Source organism: Bradyrhizobium sp. 521_C7_N1_3 (assembly GCF_052075975.1).
Lineage (GTDB): Bacteria > Pseudomonadota > Alphaproteobacteria > Rhizobiales > Xanthobacteraceae > Bradyrhizobium > Bradyrhizobium japonicum.
The window spans coordinates 3,800,311-3,817,788 of the sequence record NZ_CP197232.1; the positions used below are offsets into that span (position 1 = coordinate 3,800,311).

Below are 17,478 nucleotides of genomic sequence, written 5' to 3' on the forward strand. Positions count from 1 at the left end.
GATGCTATCGGGGTATCCTGCCGTCCCGTTATGCGCCCGAACGCACTGCTTGAGTCCGGATCAAGCGGTGCTTCACCGTTCGGGCGATTGCCGCCGGCGCGTCGTCGGGAATCGCAAAGCAGGAGCTCGCGTTGATTTCGCACAGGACGTAGGTGTCGGTACCGGTGGCGTCGCGGGGCCCGTACAGGAAGTCCGCGTCCCAGATCGCGGGTAGCGACGGCTCGTCGATGCCGAGCGTGTCCATCAGCTGCGGCGTCCATTCGTCCTCCATCGATCTTCGGAGCGCCCGGAATTGCGAAGCATCGGGTCCGTGCATGATCCGTGGGCCCGGCTGCGCCTCGGGTGCGTCGGGGCCTTCCGGCGGCGGCGGGATCAGGGCCTTGATCAATTGATGCCCGAAGCCCGCGACCCTGGCGCCGCTCATGTAGCAGCGGATCATGCCATCGGGCAGGCGGGGTTGGAACGCCTGGTCGATGACGCAGCCGCCCCATCCGAAATACGGTTCGCAGCGGGCGAGGAAGGCATCGAGCGGCATGTCCTCGGGCAGGCTGCCGCGTTGCGCATGCAGCACGCGAACCATGCCGTCCGCGTTGGGCAGGGCCTCCACCTTCCACACCCCCTGGCCGCCATTGCCGCGATTTTGCTTGAGCACGCGCGGACCGTTCGCCTGAAGGCGCGCGGGAAATTCGGCGCGGAAGCTTGCTGCGGTGTCATAGCGATGCGTATCGGCTCCCCAGCCGAGATGACGCGTTCGGTAGAGCACCTCCTTGACGCCCATCTTCAGGATCACGTCGGGATGGGCGCTTACCCATGGCCCTTGCGCCGCAACGTCGCGAAGCAGCGGGTCGAGGGCCTCGCGCGTCTTGCCCTGATGGATCGGATCGACCCACACGAGCACGCCATCGACGGCGAGCAGTTGATCGCGGACGGCGTCGGCGAAGATCTCGTCGTAGATCACCGGCCGGGCGTCGATGCCGACCGCGGCGAGTGCTTCGAAAACGCGGACGAAGCGGCTGTTTTGCGCCGTCGCGTCCCGGCGCGCGGCAGCGTCGCCGCGGGAGACGATGGCAACGGCATGGCGGAGAGGGGAGTGGCGTTCGGTATCCATGCGCAAGCTCCACGAATGGCGTGCTGCGCAGAGCTTGGACCGAGGTCTCACGGGGAGTCTGCTTCGTCCCCACGCCGATCAATGTACGTGAGATCGTCCGGCCGTTGCAAGATGGTGTTTGTGCGGTTCCATCCAGACGGCGAACGCTTCGCGCGCGCCGCTACGGTGGCGGAGGATAGCGGTCGAATGTCGGCAGTTCGTGCGCGCGCTCCATCCATCCAAGGCGCTCTGCGACCTGGATGTGCATCGTCGCCGGTACGGCATCGGGATCGTCGTAGGTCGCGCTCTGGACGTCGATGACCCCGGGCAACATGTCGGCATTGACATAAAACAGGCCGGTTCCGCAGTCGCCGCAAAAGTGCCGCCGGGCATGTTCCGAGGACCGATACACCTTGGGCTCGCCCTTGGTCACCTTGACGGCATCGTCCGCGTACATCGTCCAGCCGACGACGGGAGCGCCCGCGTGAAGCCTGCAATCGCGGCAGTGACACAGCGCATGCACGATCGCTTCGCCGTCGACCTGATAGCGGATCGCGCCACAGTGACAACCGCCGGTGATGGTGCTCATGCGTTCCTCCCGATGGAAGCGAGGTTTCGTTGATCGATAGCTCTCGAGACCTGCGGCTTCAACGGCGCAATCGATCTGCGATTGCGTCCTACTGTCGCGTGACAACTCCTGCCACCGCGAGGGCAAGGTGATCCGCGACTACCATTTGAACGAAGCCGCGATCTCGTAGCTGCGCGGCGCGCCCAGGATGATCTGGTCGGTGTAACCGGGATCGCCCCAGGCGGCGTAGAGCTTGTTGGTCAGGTTCCTCACGCGAAAGCTGATCCGGGTCTGGTCGACGCCCGGGAAATAGGCTTTTGGGATGTCGACGAACGCGTATGCGTCGAAGATCGTGTAGGCGTCCATCGTGACCAGATTGTCCTGGAAGTTGAAGCGGTCGCCGACGTGACGGACGAGGCCGCCGATCTCCACCGGCAGCCTCGTGTCGAAGCGGTAGGAGGCGCCGGCGTTGGCGATGAAGTTGGGAACGTTGGGCGGCGTCTTGCCCGAATAGGACTGGAAGTCGCCATTGCCGTCGACATAGGTGAAGTCGATGAAGCGCGACTGCACGAAGGCGACGTTGCCCCATAGCTTCAGGCCTGCGACCGGATTGACCGCGGCGGCAATCTCGACGCCCTTGGAGGCGATCTTGCCGGCGACGTTGAAGAGGATGCCGCTTTCGGGGACGTAGACGTTCTTGCGCTCGATGTCGAACGCCGAGAACGTGGCCTCCGCGCGCTTGTCGGCCGACAGCAGCTTCACGCCGGTCTCGTAGGTCCGCGATGTCGTCAGCAGCAGCGGCGTCGTGGGCCTGAGGATGAAGATGTTCGCCACCGTCGGGTCGGCTGCCGTCGCGTACTGGCTGTAAAGCATCACGCCGGGCGCGATGTCCCAGGTGTAGCCGATGCGTCCGGTGACCGGATTGAACGTCTTAGAGAAAGGATAGTTGGCTTTCAGGAGGCCATTCTCGTCGAAGCGGGTCCGCGATAGCTCGATATTCTCAAAACGGATGCCGCCGATCAGTGCGAAGGTCGAGGTCAGCTTGAGCCGGTCCTCGAACGACAGCGAGGCGGTGTCGAGATGGGTGTAGATCTTCTCGTCGCTGCGTGGGCCGTAGAGGCCGCGATCCGGGTTGAGGAGGTCGACGTAGTCGTTGAAGAACAGCGTGTCCTGCGAGACGTTGAACTGGTTGCTGCTCGCCGCCACGGTGGCCACGAAGCGATTGTCCATTCCACCGACGTTGGAATTAACGGTGAGGTCGGTGATGTTGCCGTAGAGTCGCTGGGCGTGATCCAGCGCCAGACGTTCGCGATAGATGCTCTGCGCGCCTGCGAAATTGCCTATTGTCTGGTCGAACGACGAGATCTCGTTGTTGAACCAGTGCCGGTGGGCGTCATAGCCATAGACCTGGCTTTTCAGCGAGACGTTGTTGGTGATGTCCCATTGAAAGCCACTGCGCAGCCAGAGCTCGTTGGCGCCGCTATGATTGTTTAGCACGTTGTAGTTCGTGGTCAGCGTGCGCGCGTCGATGGTGACCGGGACCGGTGTGCCGCCGCCGAGGTAATAGTTACTCCACCGACCGGACACGATGCCGTACGTCGGCACGATGCCCGGCGCGTTCGCGGGCACCAGCGGTGTCCCCCAGTAGAAGCGGTCGTTGTCCTGCCTGTATTCGGTCGCGCCCCAGATCTTCAGGTTCTCGTTGACGCGATAGTTCAGCTGGCCCGAGACGTTGCTGAGCTTCGAATAGGTGTCGTCGATAAAGCCCTTGTTGTTGAAATGGCTGATATCGAAGCGGTAGTCGAGGCCGTTGATCAGCGTGCTGCCGCCCGATCCGTAACCGGCGCGATAGCCGTTGAAGGAATCGTAGGAGGTGAAGGCGTCGTTGACGATTGGTCCGGTGTGCGGCGCCTTGTTGACGTAGTTGATGGCGCCGCCGGTCGCACCGAGGCCCGCCACCAGCGAGTCCGGTCCCTTGATGATCTCGACCTGCTGGAGGCCAGCCACGTCCATGGGACGGCCGGTCATGGTCGACGGCCCGATCGGGATGCCGTTGTAGAGCGTGGAGATCTGGTCGCCGGAAAAGCCACGCATCGAGAAGATGGCGGGCGCGCCGGGCGCATCGCCGCCGGTGACGCCGACCGCCGCCTTGGCGACGTCGGTCGTGGTCCGGATGCCCAGGTCCTGCATCGTCCGCTGACTGATGACCTCGACGGTCGCCGGCATCTCGCGCGCGGTGATCCCGAGCCGGGAGCCGACGTCGGTGACGGCGGCCGTGTTCAGCGGCGTCTGCACCGGGCCGCTCGGAGCTTGCGCGGCCGGAACGGCGACAGCAGGGGCGCCACGATTGCGTCCCGCGGCGCGCCGGGCCTGGCGCGGCTTCTGGGTGCCGGGGCTGACGGCGGGAGCCTGTCGCGGCGCAGGCGGAGACACGATCACCGGGCCGACCTCCCGGGAACGGTTGTCCTGCGCCGCACTTTGCGCGAGCGCCGCGGACGACAGCGACACCGACGAGAGCAGGGTAATCAGGAAAGCATGCGACAACGCTGGCCTCGCGCCAGCACGGAAATGAAGATTTTGCACAACAACGCTCTGCGGCGACGCAAACAAACCGTCACCGCGGTTGCCTTAGTCATCCACCTTCGCCCCAGGCGGCGGATGCACCGGCTACTTGTCCGACATCAGGGCACCCCGCCCAATGCGTTCGCGCGTGACCATGGCTGGTAGCAGGTTTCCTGGCTCGCGGGTCATCGCCTTCGACCACCTTCCCAGAGGCCCAAGCGGGGCTCCAGTGGTTCGTTTGGTCGTCGGCTATCCGCCTACAGTTGCGGGGGCAGCCGCGGAATTGCCCACTGAGGTGGGCGCACCGCATTCCCTTGAAGAGTCCTTGCGGACACTACCGATCACGAAACTGGCATCAGGGGATGAGCGCGTCAACATCCGCGCGGGCTGTTCGATGGGCCGGTCGGTCGATGGTGGCCTTGTGTTGCTGTTTTGCACGATAGTCCGAGGGACTGCGTCGAAACGTCCAACCCGGCCTCCGGACGAGCCTGGGTAACGAACGCTTGACCACGATCAATGACTGCCTTTGGTGTCCGAATATGCTACTGAGACCGAGTTCCCGCCTGACAAGGTAAGTCGATATTGCTGCAGTTCGTCCGTACCATCCTGGCAGTCGCCATCGCCATCTCCCTGGCGATGCTGCCGGTTGGCGCGTCCGCGGCGAACCTCGCAATGTCGTCGGATGGCATGCAGACGGCCATGCACATGAGCGGTGACGCCGACATGTCGATGGACGATTGTTGTCCCGACATGAAGGGAACGGGCTCCCATATCGGCGACTACAAGTGCGGTATGGGCTTCTGCTGCGTTGGCGGGATCATCGCGCTCGGTGATGTCAGGCCCGTGGCGTTCGAGCGTCTCGCCGTCGTGGCCAGCACGATGGCTATTCCCCCGGATCAGGTCGTTTCCTTCCGCGGCGGCAGTCCTCCTTTCCGACCTCCTCGAATCTGATCTCGCAAAGCCCGAGACGCGAGCGGCATGCCTGCTCGCGACGACGACTGACGTGCGCGCTTCACGCGCCACGGCGAAAGATCAATTCATGAGGACAGGACAATGCTTTCCAAAATCAGCACCGCGGCTCTCGCCGCCACCCTTTCGCTTGCCGCTTCCGCCGCGATGGCGGGCGCGGGCGACTACGCCTTCGAGCCCGTCACGCCGCAGATGAAGAAGGGCGAAGACGTCACGCTCGCCGTTCGCCTGACGAACAAGCAGACCGGCAAGCCGATACCGGACGCGGTCATCTTCAAGACGCGGCTCGACATGGCCCCGGACGGGATGGCGGAGATGGAATCGGCGGTCGCGCCGCTGCCGTCCAGGGAACCGGGTGTGTACGCCTTCAAGACGGACCTGCCGATGGCTGGACGCTACCAGATGACGCTGTCCGTGAAGGTGCAGGGCGAACCGGAGACCGTCACCGGCAAGGTGATCGTCACGGCGGTCAAGTGAGCGTTCGGGCGCTGCCCGGCGGCGCCCGACATTCCCCTTTTTCCTTCACACGGACGCGCGCTCCCGGGCGCGCGGATACACGACATGAAAACGCTGCGTCTCCTGACGGCACTTGCGCTGGGCGGCGGCCTGGTCCTGGCCGGTTACTACTGGCATTCGAACGGTGCGGGCTGGCTCGCTGAGGCCGGCATATCATCGGCTGCGGCTGCCGCGGAGCGAACGCCGCTCTACTACCGCGATCCAAGCGGTGCGCCGCTCTGGTCTGCGGCTCCGAAGAAGGACGACCGCGGGCGGGACTATCTGCCGGTCTACGACGACGATGGAGCGGCCGTCGCGCCGGCGCCGCCGAAGGCGCAGGCGGCTTCGCCGCGAAAAATCCTCTACTACCGCAATCCCATGGGGCTGCCAGATACCTCGTCCGTCCCGAAGAAGGATCCGATGGGGATGGACTATGTCGCCGTTTACGAAGGCGACGACGCCGACGACGGCACGGTGAAGCTGTCGCCCGGCAAGATCCAGCGCGCGGGCGTGAAGTCCGAGCCCGTCGCGCGACGCTCGATCCGGGTCTCGGTGAAGGCGCCCGGCACGATCCAGCTCGATGAACGCCGCGTGTCGGTGATCGCGATGCGCGCCGAAAGCTTCGTGCAGAAGGTCGCCGACGTGACGACCGGCACGCGCGTGAAGGCCGGTCAGCCGCTGATGGAAATCTACAGTTCGGCGGTGGCGTCTGCGGCGGCGGAATATCTCGCGACGATCACCTCCAAGACGGTCGGCGGTGTCGAGATGTACGGCCGCGGCTCGCGACAGCGGCTGGTCAATCTCGACGTTCCCGAGTCCGTCATCGCGGAGATGGACAAGACGCACACGGCGCCCGTGGCCATACGCTGGTCCGCGCCGCGCGACGGGGTCGTGCTCGAACGCAACGCGATCGAAGGCATGCGGGCCAATCCCGGCGACGTGCTGTTCCGGATCGCGGACACCTCGGTCGTCTGGGCGCTGGTCGACGTGGCCGAGCGCGATCTCGGCAACATCGCGGTGGGGCAGTCGGTCGCGGTGCGCGCGCGCAGTTTCCCCGGCCGAAGCTTCACCGGGACAATCGCCGTCGTCTATCCGCAGGTGAACCGCGACACCCGAACCGTTCGCGTCAGGATCGAGCTTGCCAATCCGGACGCGGTGCTGCTGCCGGACATGTACGTCGATGCGGACATCGACACGGCCGATGCCGCGCCCGTCCTGGCGATACCGGACAGCGCGGTGCTCGATACCGGCAGCCGGCAGGCCGTCCTCGTCGACAAGGGGGAAGGGCGCTTCGAGCCGCGGGAAGTCAAGCTCGGCCGTCGCGGCGGCGGCTATGTCGAGGTGCGCCATGGTCTCGCGGACGGCGAGGCGGTGGTGACCTCCGCCAACTTCCTGATCGATGCGGAAAGCAACCTGAAGGCGGCGCTGAAGGGTTTTGGTGAGGCGGCGTCCCAGGCCACCGACGCCGGCCCTGGCGATGCAACGGGAGATCACAAATGATCGCCCGCATCATCGCCTGGTCGGCGCGCAATCTGCTGCTCGTGCTGTTCGGGACCGGCTTCGCAGCCGCCGCCGGCCTCTATGCCCTGGTTCACCTTCCGCTGGATGCGATCCCGGATCTCTCGGATACGCAGGTCATCGTCTACACCGAGTATCCCGGCCAGGCGCCGCAGGTGATCGAGGATCAGGTCACCTATCCGCTGACGACGGCGATGCTCACCGTGCCGAAATCGAAGGTCGTCCGCGGCTTCTCGTTCTTCGGCGTCTCCTTCGTCTATGTGATCTTCGAGGACGGCACCGACATCTATTGGGCACGGTCGCGCGTCATGGAATTCCTGAACGGCGCGGCGTCGAGGCTTCCCGCCGGCGTCACCCCGACCATCGGGCCCGACGCGACCGGCGTCGGCTGGGTCTACCAATACGCCGTCATATCGAAGGAATTGAACTTGGCGGACACGCGCACGATCCAGGACTGGAATCTGAAGTTCGCGCTGGCCAAGGCCGAAGGCGTCGCCGAGGTCGCCAGCGTCGGCGGCTTCGTCAAGCAGTACAACGTGGTCCTCGACCCGCAGCGGATGCGCGACCGCGGCATCAGCATGCAGAAAATACGTGAGGCGATCCGCGCCAGCAACGCCGACGTCGGCGGCCGCACCGTCGAGCTCTCCGAGTTCGAATACGTCATCCGCGGCAAGGGCTACATCAAGAGCATCAACGATCTCGGCAACATCGTGCTGAAGACGAGCAACGGCACCCCGGTGCTGCTGCGGGATGTCGCCAGCGTCGAGCTCGGGCCCGACGAGCGGCGTGGCATCGCCGAATTGAACGGTGAGGGCGAGGTCGCGAGCGGCATCGTGCTGCAGCGGTTCGGCGTCAACGCCCTCGACGTCATCGAAAACGTCAAGAAGCGCTTCGGGGAGATCGCGAGCAGCCTGCCGAAATCAGTCGAGATCGTGCCGGTCTACGACCGGTCGAACCTGATCTACGCGGCCATCGATACCCTCAAGCACACGCTGTTCGAGGAGAGCATCGTCGTCGGGCTCGTCTGCATCGTTTTCCTGCTGCATGTCCGCAGCGCACTCGTCGCGATCCTGATGTTGCCGGTCGGCGTGTTGATGGCGTTTGGCGCCATGAAGCTGCTCGGGCTGGGATCGAACATCATGAGCCTCGGCGGCATCGCGATTGCCATCGGCGCCATGGTGGACGCCGCCATCGTCATGATCGAGAACGCGCACAAGCATCTCGAACGGGCAAGGCCCGATCAGTCGCGCGTGCAGGTTCTGATCGACGCGGCATCCGAGGTCGGCCCCGCGCTCTTCTTCAGCCTGCTGATCATCACCGTGTCGTTCATGCCGATCTTCACGCTGGAATCGCAGGAGGGCCGATTGTTCAGCCCGCTGGCGTTCACGAAGACCTTCTCGATGGCCGCCGCGGCCTTGCTGTCCGTCACCCTGGTGCCGGCGCTGATGGTGATCTTCGTCCGCGGCAGGATCGTGCCGGAGAGCAGGAACGTCATCAATCGCGTCCTGATCTGGGTCTACCGTCCCGTGATCAAGGGGGTTCTGCGCGCCAAGACGCTGGTCATCCTGGCTTCGCTCGTCGTGCTTGCGGTGACGATCTGGCCGGCGCGCCAGCTCGGCACCGAGTTCATGCCGGCGCTGAACGAGGGAACGCTGCTCTACATGCCAACGACGCTGCCCGGCATTTCGGTCACCAAGGCGGCCGAGCTGATGCAGATGCAGGACCGCATCATCAAGTCGTTCCCGGAGGTCGCTTCGGTCTACGGCAAGGCGGGACGAGCCGCCACTGCGACCGATCCCGCCCCGACCGAGATGTTTGAGACGGTCGTCAACCTGAAGCCTAGGGAGCAGTGGCGTTCCGGCGTTACCGTCGACAGTCTCATCGCCGAGATGGACAAGGCGTTGCAGTTTCCGGGCGTCTCCAATGCCTGGACCATGCCGATCAAGGCGCGCATCGACATGCTCTCCACCGGAATCCGCACGCCGGTCGGCGTCAAGGTCATGGGCACGGACCTCGCCGAGATCGACCGGCTCGCGAAGCAGATCGAGCGCGTCATCAAGACCGTGCCCGGCACGTCGTCGGCCTACGCCGAGCGCGGCATCGGCGGCTATTATCTCGAGATCGTTCCCGACCGTGAGGCGCTCGCCCGTTACGGCATCCTGATCCAGGACGTCCAGGACACCATCGCGGCCGCGCTCGGCGGTCAGACGGTCTCGACGACCGTGGAGGGCCGGCAGCGGTTCACAGTGAACATGCGCTATCCGCGCGACCTCAGAGACAATCCCAAGGCCATCGCCAGCGACATCCTGGTGCCGATGCCGTCGGGCGGCGCCGTGCCGCTCGGCGAGGTGGCGAAGGTCGAACCCGCGCGCGGGCCGACGTCGATCCGGACGGAGAACGGCCAGCTTGCGACCTACATCTACGTCGACATCAGGGATCGCGACATCGGAAGCTACGTCGCTGATGCACAACGCGCCGTGACGGAGAGCATCCGGTTTCCCGCCGGGTATTACGTGGTCTGGAGCGGCCAGTACGAATATCTGCAGCGCGCAGCCGCCCGGCTGAAGATCGTGGTGCCCGTGACGCTCACGATCATCTTCCTGCTGCTGTATCTGAACTTCCGGGCGATGACCGAGGCCCTGATCGTGATGCTGTCGCTGCCGTTCGCGCTGGTCGGCGGCATCTGGATGATGTGGTGGCTCGGCTTCAACCTGTCCGTTGCCGTCGCGGTCGGCTTCATCGCGCTGGCAGGCGTCGCCGCCGAGACGGGTGTCGTCATGCTGATCTACCTCGATCACGCGCTGGCCGAGGTGAAGGCCAGGTGCAGCGCCGAGGGGAGGCCACTGACGCGCCGGGATCTCCACGACGCCATCATGGTGGGCGCGGTCGAGCGCGTGCGGCCCAAGATGATGACGGTGGTTGCCATCATGGCCGGTCTGCTGCCGATCATGTGGAGCACCGGGGCCGGATCGGAGATCATGCAGCGCATTGCGGTGCCCATGATCGGCGGCATGACGTCATCGACACTGCTGACGCTGGTCGTGATCCCCGCAATTTTCGGCTTGGTGAAGGGACGGGGGCTTCCATCGGGCGAGCGATCGGCTGCTGCCGATGAATGGACCGGGCGCGTTTCGCAAGCCGCCGAATAGGCCGGGCAGCGGAGGTCGTCTTCATGGCGACCGCCGCTCCGGCGTGAAAAAACCCGCGGCGGATTGGGTGCATCGCCTTGGGAACTGCAACGTCAGTTTTCCACACCCACGACACGCAGTATCGAATTGCGGATCCGACCCACTAGCGATCGATAATTTGCCAAAGCTGTCGGGCGCAGCTTTGGTGGCGGCATGGGCACCAAATCGCGGGAAGTCATCTGGGGCAGCCGGATCATGGGGGCGGAGATTTCCGCCAGGCACGCCCGCGAAGAGGCCAGGAAGGCGGTCCGTGAGGCCGATCGGGCTGAGGCCGAGGCCTGGTCGGTCCGCATGGAAGGTTACGGCGGTCCCTCGCAGCCGTCTCCGACAATCGCGCAATGCCTCAACGGCGGCATGAGCTGGCTCGAGGTCGAGTGCAACAGGTGCAAGGCGCGCGCGAGCCTGCCGCTCGATGCGATCCGCCGCCCGCGCGATACGCCGATCTGGAAGCTGGAAGCGTCGCTCAAGTGCCGATCATGCCGAAAGGGGCGTTCCGCACCGCCCGTCCACATGATCAAGCTGACCGCCACCCAAAGCATCACGCCGTACAAATGGGTGCATCCGTCCGAGGAGCGCTAGGGAACGATCCGGACCCGATTGGAACCCGGCTCGCGTTCGCTAAAGGCAAGTTGTCGTGCAATCGACTTCGTTCCATTCGATCGGCGAAATCCTCATGACGTGCCTCCGATGATCTCTGCGTTCCCGGACATGAGCAGGTTGACAGTTCGGCCATCTGGGCTTTAATTCGCGGCTACGGGGATGTGCGATCTCCCCGTGAGGCGACATGCCCAAGTATCGCGTCCTTAATCACCAAGGGCGCAGCATGTCAGCATCATACATCTCCATTTCTTCCGGCAGGCTATCTGGACCGATCGGCACGGCGAATGCGCCGGTGCTTGTCGATGCGCGCATTGACGAGGTCGTCTCAGCCGACCCTCACCTGATTCCCGGCGCCGTGCGGCGCTCGCGCGACGTCCAGGATTGGGCCTCCCGCTTGATGGGCCGATGCGATCGATCTCGGGGCGTGATCAGCCGCAGCTGCTTCAAAACTTAGGAGCACATCAATGAGAAACACACTCTTCGCGTTCATCGGTCTCGGCGCCTGCCTCGTTGGCTCGGTCTCGGCGGCTCAAGCGCAGAACGTCGACTGGCAGAAGGTTGACGAGACGTTGGGCCGCAAGCCCGCCGTCTCGGACGACGTCCACCGCTACGGCTTTCCCCGCAGCGATCTCTCCGTGACGTTGGACGGGGTAACGATCAAGCCGGCGCTGGCGCTCGGCGGCTGGGTTGCGTTCAAGCCTGCGCACGGCGGCGCCATGGTCATGGGCGACCTCGTGCTGCTCGAAACCGAGATCAATCCCGTGATGGCGAAGATGATCGCGAACGGGCTCGAGATCACCGCCATCCACAATCATCTGCTGCGCGCGAGTCCGGCGACGTTCTACATGCATGTTGCTGGGCATGGCGACCCGGTCAAGCTCGCCGCTGCGATCCACGATGCACTTGCCGAAAGCAAGACTCCATTGACCGTCGCAGCGCCGGCGAGCCCGCCGCCGGCCGTGGACCTCGACACCGCGAAGCTCGACCAGATCATCGGCGTCAAGGGCCAGGCCAACGGTGGGGTCTACCAATTCAACGTGAAGCGACGTGATCCGATTACGCAGGACGGCATGCCATTGATCCCCGTGGCTCCAATGGGCGTTGCGATCGGTATCAACTTCCAGCCGACCGGGGGGGGGAAGGCGGCCATCACGGGCGACTTCGTGCTGACGGGCGACGAAGTGAACCCTGTCATTCTGGCGCTGCGCACGCACGGCATCGAGGTGACCGCGCTGCATAGCCACATGCTGGATGAGCAGCCGCGGCTTTTCTTCATGCACTTCTGGGCGAACGACGATGCCGTCAAGCTCGCCGAAGGCTTGCGCGCGGCCTTGGACAAGACTGCCAGCACGAAAAGTTGAGCCAAGGATTAGAAGGAGAAACCCGATGCGTTACGAAGCCAAGCCGATGCCGTTCGATCCGAAATCGATCAGCGGAATCTCTGAGAAGGTGCTCGTCAGCCACTACGAGAACAACTACGGCGGAGCCGTGAAGCGGCTCAACGCGATTGGCGCGCAGCTCGCAGAGCTCGATTTCGCCAAGGCGCCGAACTTTCTCATCAACGGCCTGAAGCGCGAGGAGTTGATCGCAGCGAACTCGATGATCCTGCACGAGATCTACTTCGACGGTCTTGGTGGCGCCGACAGGCCGAGCGGCGCTCTCGCAGATGCGATTGCGCGCGACTTCGGCAGCATCGAGCGCTGGCGGACGGAATTCGCGGCCATGGGCAAGGCCGAAGGCGGCGGCTCGGGTTGGGTGATCCTTGCCTATTCACCCCGTGACGGGCGGCTCATTAACCAATGGGCCGCAGATCATACCACAACGCTCGCCGGCGGTCGGCCGGTGCTGGTGCTCGACATGTATGAGCACGCCTATCACATGGATTTCGGCGCTGCCGCAGCCCGCTATGTCGACGTCTACATGGAGGCCATTCGCTGGGAGAACGCCGCCAAATTGTACGATCGATACGCCGGGGAATCCTGAAAGAGGCGGGAGCCCGCATTTCGAGGCGATGGGGGATAGGACGTCGAAGTATTGCCAAACGAGTGATCGACTGCGGGGACCCGCGACCTCCCCATCAGATGGATATCCATCCAAGTGCTCGCCTGCATTGTTCTTGGGGAGACGATCCATGGAGGTACCTGTCTTCGCTCTCTTCGCACTTGCCGCGCTCGCTGGCGGCTTCGTCAGCGGCTTTTCCGGATTCGCCATGGGTCTCGTGGTGTCGGGCATATGGCTGCACATCATCACGCCGATGCAGACCGCTACCTTGATCGCAGGCTACGGCTTGCTCACGCAGGGCTACGGCATCTTCAAGCTGCGACATGTCCTTGACCTTCGGAAGGCCTGGCCGCTCGCGCTCGGAACCGTCATCGGCATCCCGATCGGCGTCAGCATTCTCGCTTACCTGAACCCCAGCTACCTCCGATTTGGTGTGGGGGTCCTGCTGGTGCTCTACGCAGTCTATGGCCTGACGAAACCCGTATTCGCTCCGGTGAAGATCGGAGTCGGGGCCGATATCGCCATTGGCGTCTCCAACGGCTTGCTCGGCGGCCTGACGGGGCTCGGCGGTGTGATCTCGACGATTTCCTGCCAATGGCGCGGCTGGCCCAAGGACGTGCAGCGCGCGGTGTTTCAGCCAGTGCTGTTCGTGGCATTCGTTGTCATCTCGAGCTCTCAGGCCGTAGCCGGTACCATTACCAAGGAAACGCTGACGCTATACGCATTGGGCGTTCCCTTCATGGTCGCGGGCCTTTGGTCCGGCTTCAAACTTTTCGGCAAGATCAACGACGAGACCTTCCGCAACACGGTGTTGGCCCTCTTGCTGCTCGCGGGATTGTCACTGGTGGCGTCAGTGGTGCAACTCGCTCTCCGATGATGTCGGTCGCCTCAATATGAAAAACCCGCGGCGGATTGCTCCGCGCGGAGAAAATCGCCGGAAACGAGGGCCTTATCGCCGCTTCGCTGCCTTTGAAGTCCCGGTGAAGGATTTAAGCAGGCGCAGGTCGCTCGCGGCCTCCGCGAGCAGCCAGTCACGAAATGTCGCAATCTTCGGAAGTGACGCGGTCGCCTTGGGGCAGACGATCCAATAGCTCTTCGACAATGGCACCGACTCCGGGAAGGGCAGCGCCAGCCGTCCATTGATCAGGTCCCAGGCCCCTAATGTCGTGCGGGCCAGGGCGATGCCCTGGCCGTTGATCGCAGCATCGATGACCATGCTGGCGCGATTGAGCACCGGGCCATGTGTGACATTGGCGTCGTCAATGCCGACGCCACGTAGCCAATCGGCCCAGTCGGATCTGCTGTCGAGGTGGATCAGGGGAAATCTCAGGATATCCGCGACCCCGCCGATCCGGCGGCGTCCTGACAGCAGCTTGGGACTGCACACGGCGAAGAGCCGTTCCGTGCAGAGCCTTGTGGCATCGAGGCCCGGCCAGTTTCCATCGCCATGGCGGACCGCAAGATCGACCTCCTCACGCGCAAAATCGACGTGATGCATCGTTGCCGAGACGCGGAGATCGATTCCCGAATGCGCTTCCGCGAAATGGCCGAGGCGATGCACCAGCCATTTGGCGGCAAAATCCGGGGACGTGCTGACCGTGAGCACGCCTGCGTTCTGTCGCTGCAACAGCCGCTCCGTACCCGCGGCAATTCGGTCCAGCGCATCGCGTATCACCGCGAGATAGTCGCGGCCCGCTTCCGTGATGATCAGGCGCTGGCGCTCGCGGCTGAACAGCTTGATGGCGAACTCCGTTTCCAACGCCTTGACCTGATGGCTCACCGCACCTTGCGTGACGCACAGCTCTTCGGCCGCCCGCGTGAAGCTCTCGTGGCGGGCTGCGGCTTCGAAAGCCTTCAGTGCGTTTAATGGCGGCAAACGCGGGCGCATCGCGAGTCCGGGTAGATCATGAGAAAATCTAGGGCAGGCCCGAGAAAGGATGCTTTGCGGCCTTCGCCCTAGCGGCCTTATGCAGGCGGCAACGACGCGAAATCATGCGATCTGGAGCCAACAAATGTCAATGTCTTTTGCCGATCGGGGCTTTTTGGCGAGAGTTCGGGACAGCACGACGGTCGTGGGTCATAAGCAAAATTCATGGCCAACGATGATCGACAGATGGTTCGCCGGCAGCGAGCGGGCGCACCAGCGCGCTGATCTCCGCGCGATTGCCGACGACCCTCATCTCCTTGCCGATCTCGGGCTCACCCGGGAGGAGGCTTTGGAGCAGGCCAACAAGCCGTTCTGGCGCTGATCGAGCTCAGCGGCCGCAAGTCAACCGGGAGAAGAACACATGTCCGAGACCATCGTTTACGGCTTTCCCCGCAGCACGTTCGTCAACATCGTGCGGCTTGTCCTCACCCACAAGGACGTGGCCTACCGCTTCGAGGACCTCGAGCCCGTGATGGGCAGGAGCGAGCATCTCGCGCTCCATCCGTTCAACCGCGTTCCGATCTTCCGGCACGGCGACTTCACCGTCTACGAGACGCGCGCCATCGTCGGCTACATCGACGAGGTGTTCGCGGGCGCACGGCTGACGCCGCGGAACCCGCATGCGCGGGCTCGCATGAATCAATGGATCGGTGTCGTCGATTCCTACGTCTATCCCTACATGATCCACCATGTGACCCACGAACGGCTGGTGTTTCCCGAGCTCGGGATTGTATCCGACGAGAAGGTGGTGGCGCACGCACTGCCCAAGGTCGAGAACGCACTCGTGACCATCGAGCGCGAGCTCGCCGATGGTCGGGACTACTTCCTCGGCTCAGAACTCTCGATCGCGGATTTCTATCTTTTGCCAAGCACCTTTGCGTTCAGCCTGACGGAGGAAGGCAAGGCCATGTACCCGAAATTTCCGGCCTTCTGTCGATGGCGGGAGCGCATGGAGAGCCTGCCGACGACGCAGAAGCTGCGCGCGATCCTGCCGCCGCGCGAGCCCATTGCACATGCTCGCGAGTGGGCGAAGTCGCACCGCCCGAGATATTGATCCAGACTTGGACTGACACTGAGGGCAGGGACTTTCCGCCAGCTACCCGACGCAGTGGATTGCGTTTTCGAGCGGCGGGGGACGACGGTGATCCTTAGATCACGGCAACCTGTGCGACATGAAAAAACGCGGCGGATTGCTCCGCCGCGGGTGTTACGAACTTTCGATGTTGCCATCATGCCAGTGTTTTGCCCGACGTGTCAAAGGCGGCCAAAATGGTCTCGCCGCTGAGGTCGCGCTGCTGCTGATCGGTCGTTCAAATTAGCTAGCAGTTTCAATGCCCCCGCTACTGTGCATGGGGTTGTTTTTCATGTTTTTGTTTTGAGCGTGCCGAAACAGCTCGCGCTCAACGCCGTCCGCGCGGCGCTTCGGCTTTGGCTGGCGGCTCGGTCTGCGGCGCGCAGGTCGCAGCCTGAAGCGAGCTTTGCGCCTGCTGCATCAGGCCGGGCTCGGCGGCGAGCGCCTTCATCACGATCAGGCCGGTGGTGCTGGGGGAATCGATGATCAAGCGGTCGGCCGCGGTGATCTCTTCGTCCTCGGGCAGCTCGTTGTGCTGCGGCTCGGTCATGAGGTCGAGCTCGATCACCTTCTTGCCGGCGGAGCGGTCGTTGATGGCGTAATAGGCGATCTCGTTGCGGGTGTAGAACGACACCGAGGTGTAGGCCTGGCTCACCGGCACCGTCAGCTTGAGCGGCCCGCCCGTGAGGTCGTAGCGGCAGATCGCGATCGCGAAGGCCGGGTCCATGAACGGCATCGGCGAATTGTTGGGATCGGCAAGCGGAAGCTGCGTCACGGCGTTGAGCTTCGTCATCGGCGTCAGCCGCGAATAGGCGTCCTGTGTCGCGATCCGCGGCAGCGCCAACACGCTGACGAGATGGACCACGAGGCCCAGCACCACGCCCGCGACGATGGTGAACATCAGGCGGATCATGAGCAGCCCACCGTCTTGATCGTGGGCATCGGCGCATCGCGCTGGGTGCGCGTCGCAACGCCGACAGGGGTATCGTAGAGGCGCAGCATCAGCGCGTAGCGCTCGATGCCGCCGGTCGGCAGCCAGTTGCCGGCGCGCGAGCGCGAGGCGATGCGGATCTCGAACGTCCCGTCGGACTGCCGCACGATCTCCTGGCTGGTGAAGCCGTAGCGCTGCAGCGAATTGGCGACGAGGTGGCCCTTGCGGTCGTACAGCGTCAGCGTCCAGAACCGCGCCGGCGGCGTCACGCCGGAGACGACGACGTCGCAGCGGCCGTCGAGCGCCTTCTTCTTGTCGTCGGCGGTCGCGGTGAAGGCGACGCCGTCACCGGTGCCGATCGGCAGCTCGCCGTTGCGCACGATGGTGGCGCGCGAATAGGGATCGACGTCGGCGGTGCCGGTGCGGGGGCGGGCGGTCCAGGCGCCGATGGTCAGCGCGCCGATCTCGGTGCCGCGCGTCGTCGTCATCCAGGTCGCGCCGACGCCGACCACGCTCGCGAGCAGAAGGGCCGTCAATGTGATCAGGATCAGCCGCACGGG

At 64.1% G+C, this 17,478-nt stretch carries 16 protein-coding genes and 1 riboswitch; of the genes, 10 read left to right on the top strand and 6 right to left on the bottom strand.

Going from position 1 to position 17,478, the window contains the following annotated elements:
* Positions 1-28: 28 nt before the first annotated feature.
* The 3 genes from AB7008_RS17625 to AB7008_RS17635 form a co-directional block, all read right to left on the bottom strand.
* Complete coding sequence (locus AB7008_RS17625) at positions 29-1,108, bottom strand: Cj0069 family protein (RefSeq protein WP_441259150.1); 1,080 nt, start codon at positions 1,106-1,108, stop codon at positions 29-31.
* 160 nt (positions 1,109-1,268) lie between these two features.
* Positions 1,269-1,676 carry a GFA family protein gene (locus tag AB7008_RS17630; protein ID WP_441259151.1) on the bottom strand — a complete coding sequence of 136 codons (408 nt, stop codon included), beginning with the start codon at positions 1,674-1,676 and terminating at the stop codon, positions 1,269-1,271.
* Positions 1,677-1,814: 138 nt separating this feature from the next.
* The gene (locus AB7008_RS17635) at positions 1,815-4,199 is read right to left on the bottom strand and encodes a TonB-dependent receptor (RefSeq protein WP_441259152.1); all 2,385 of its coding nucleotides are present in this window, start codon (positions 4,197-4,199) and stop codon (positions 1,815-1,817) included.
* Positions 4,200-4,363: 164 nt separating this feature from the next.
* A riboswitch (cobalamin riboswitch) is annotated at positions 4,364-4,571 on the bottom strand.
* Between the two features lie 231 nt (positions 4,572-4,802).
* Between AB7008_RS17635 and AB7008_RS17640 the strand changes: the two genes are divergently transcribed.
* The 8 genes from AB7008_RS17640 (at position 4,803) to AB7008_RS17675 (ending at position 13,865) form a co-directional block, all read left to right on the top strand.
* Positions 4,803-5,168, top strand: coding sequence for a hypothetical protein (locus tag AB7008_RS17640; RefSeq protein WP_441261216.1), 366 nt, complete (start codon positions 4,803-4,805; stop codon positions 5,166-5,168).
* A gap of 102 nt (positions 5,169-5,270) precedes the next feature.
* On the top strand, positions 5,271-5,663 hold the full coding sequence (locus AB7008_RS17645) for a FixH family protein (protein ID WP_014496735.1): 393 nt from the start codon (positions 5,271-5,273) through the stop codon (positions 5,661-5,663).
* A gap of 84 nt (positions 5,664-5,747) precedes the next feature.
* Complete coding sequence (locus tag AB7008_RS17650) at positions 5,748-7,181, top strand: efflux RND transporter periplasmic adaptor subunit (protein ID WP_441259153.1); 1,434 nt, start codon at positions 5,748-5,750, stop codon at positions 7,179-7,181.
* On the top strand, positions 7,178-10,348 hold the full coding sequence (locus tag AB7008_RS17655; protein WP_441259154.1) for an efflux RND transporter permease subunit: 3,171 nt from the start codon (positions 7,178-7,180) through the stop codon (positions 10,346-10,348). The genes AB7008_RS17650 and AB7008_RS17655 overlap by 4 nt, the downstream gene beginning before the upstream one ends.
* A 192-nt stretch (positions 10,349-10,540) precedes the next feature.
* Positions 10,541-10,966, top strand: a complete 426-nt coding sequence (locus tag AB7008_RS17660) for a hypothetical protein (RefSeq protein WP_441259155.1) — start codon at positions 10,541-10,543, stop codon at positions 10,964-10,966.
* Positions 10,967-11,451: 485 nt separating this feature from the next.
* Entirely contained in the window at positions 11,452-12,348 is an 897-nt protein-coding gene (locus AB7008_RS17665) for a DUF1259 domain-containing protein (protein ID WP_028159683.1), read from the top strand.
* Between the two features lie 25 nt (positions 12,349-12,373).
* Positions 12,374-12,970, top strand: coding sequence for a superoxide dismutase (locus AB7008_RS17670; protein WP_441259156.1), 597 nt, complete (start codon positions 12,374-12,376; stop codon positions 12,968-12,970).
* Between the two features lie 148 nt (positions 12,971-13,118).
* On the top strand, positions 13,119-13,865 hold the full coding sequence (locus AB7008_RS17675; protein ID WP_441259157.1) for a sulfite exporter TauE/SafE family protein: 747 nt from the start codon (positions 13,119-13,121) through the stop codon (positions 13,863-13,865).
* A 72-nt stretch (positions 13,866-13,937) separates the two neighbouring features.
* Here AB7008_RS17675 and AB7008_RS17680 read toward each other — a convergent pair whose 3' ends face one another.
* The gene (locus AB7008_RS17680) at positions 13,938-14,876 is read right to left on the bottom strand and encodes a transcriptional regulator GcvA (protein ID WP_441259158.1); all 939 of its coding nucleotides are present in this window, start codon (positions 14,874-14,876) and stop codon (positions 13,938-13,940) included.
* A 130-nt stretch (positions 14,877-15,006) separates the two neighbouring features.
* Between AB7008_RS17680 and AB7008_RS17685 the strand changes: the two genes are divergently transcribed.
* Both AB7008_RS17685 and AB7008_RS17690 read left to right on the top strand, forming a co-directional pair.
* Positions 15,007-15,237 (top strand): DUF1127 domain-containing protein, encoded by a 231-nt coding sequence (locus tag AB7008_RS17685; RefSeq protein ID WP_304493430.1) that lies wholly within the window; start codon positions 15,007-15,009, stop codon positions 15,235-15,237.
* Between the two features lie 39 nt (positions 15,238-15,276).
* On the top strand, positions 15,277-15,969 hold the full coding sequence (locus tag AB7008_RS17690) for a glutathione S-transferase family protein (protein WP_304493431.1): 693 nt from the start codon (positions 15,277-15,279) through the stop codon (positions 15,967-15,969).
* Positions 15,970-16,315: 346 nt separating this feature from the next.
* Here AB7008_RS17690 and AB7008_RS17695 read toward each other — a convergent pair whose 3' ends face one another.
* Both AB7008_RS17695 and AB7008_RS17700 read right to left on the bottom strand, forming a co-directional pair.
* Entirely contained in the window at positions 16,316-16,900 is a 585-nt protein-coding gene (locus AB7008_RS17695; protein WP_039151041.1) for a DUF1254 domain-containing protein, read from the bottom strand.
* Positions 16,897-17,475: a DUF1214 domain-containing protein gene (locus AB7008_RS17700; protein WP_014496720.1), complete on the bottom strand. Its 579-nt coding sequence runs from the start codon at positions 17,473-17,475 to the stop codon at positions 16,897-16,899. The genes AB7008_RS17695 and AB7008_RS17700 overlap by 4 nt, the downstream gene beginning before the upstream one ends.
* Positions 17,476-17,478 lie beyond the last annotated feature (3 nt).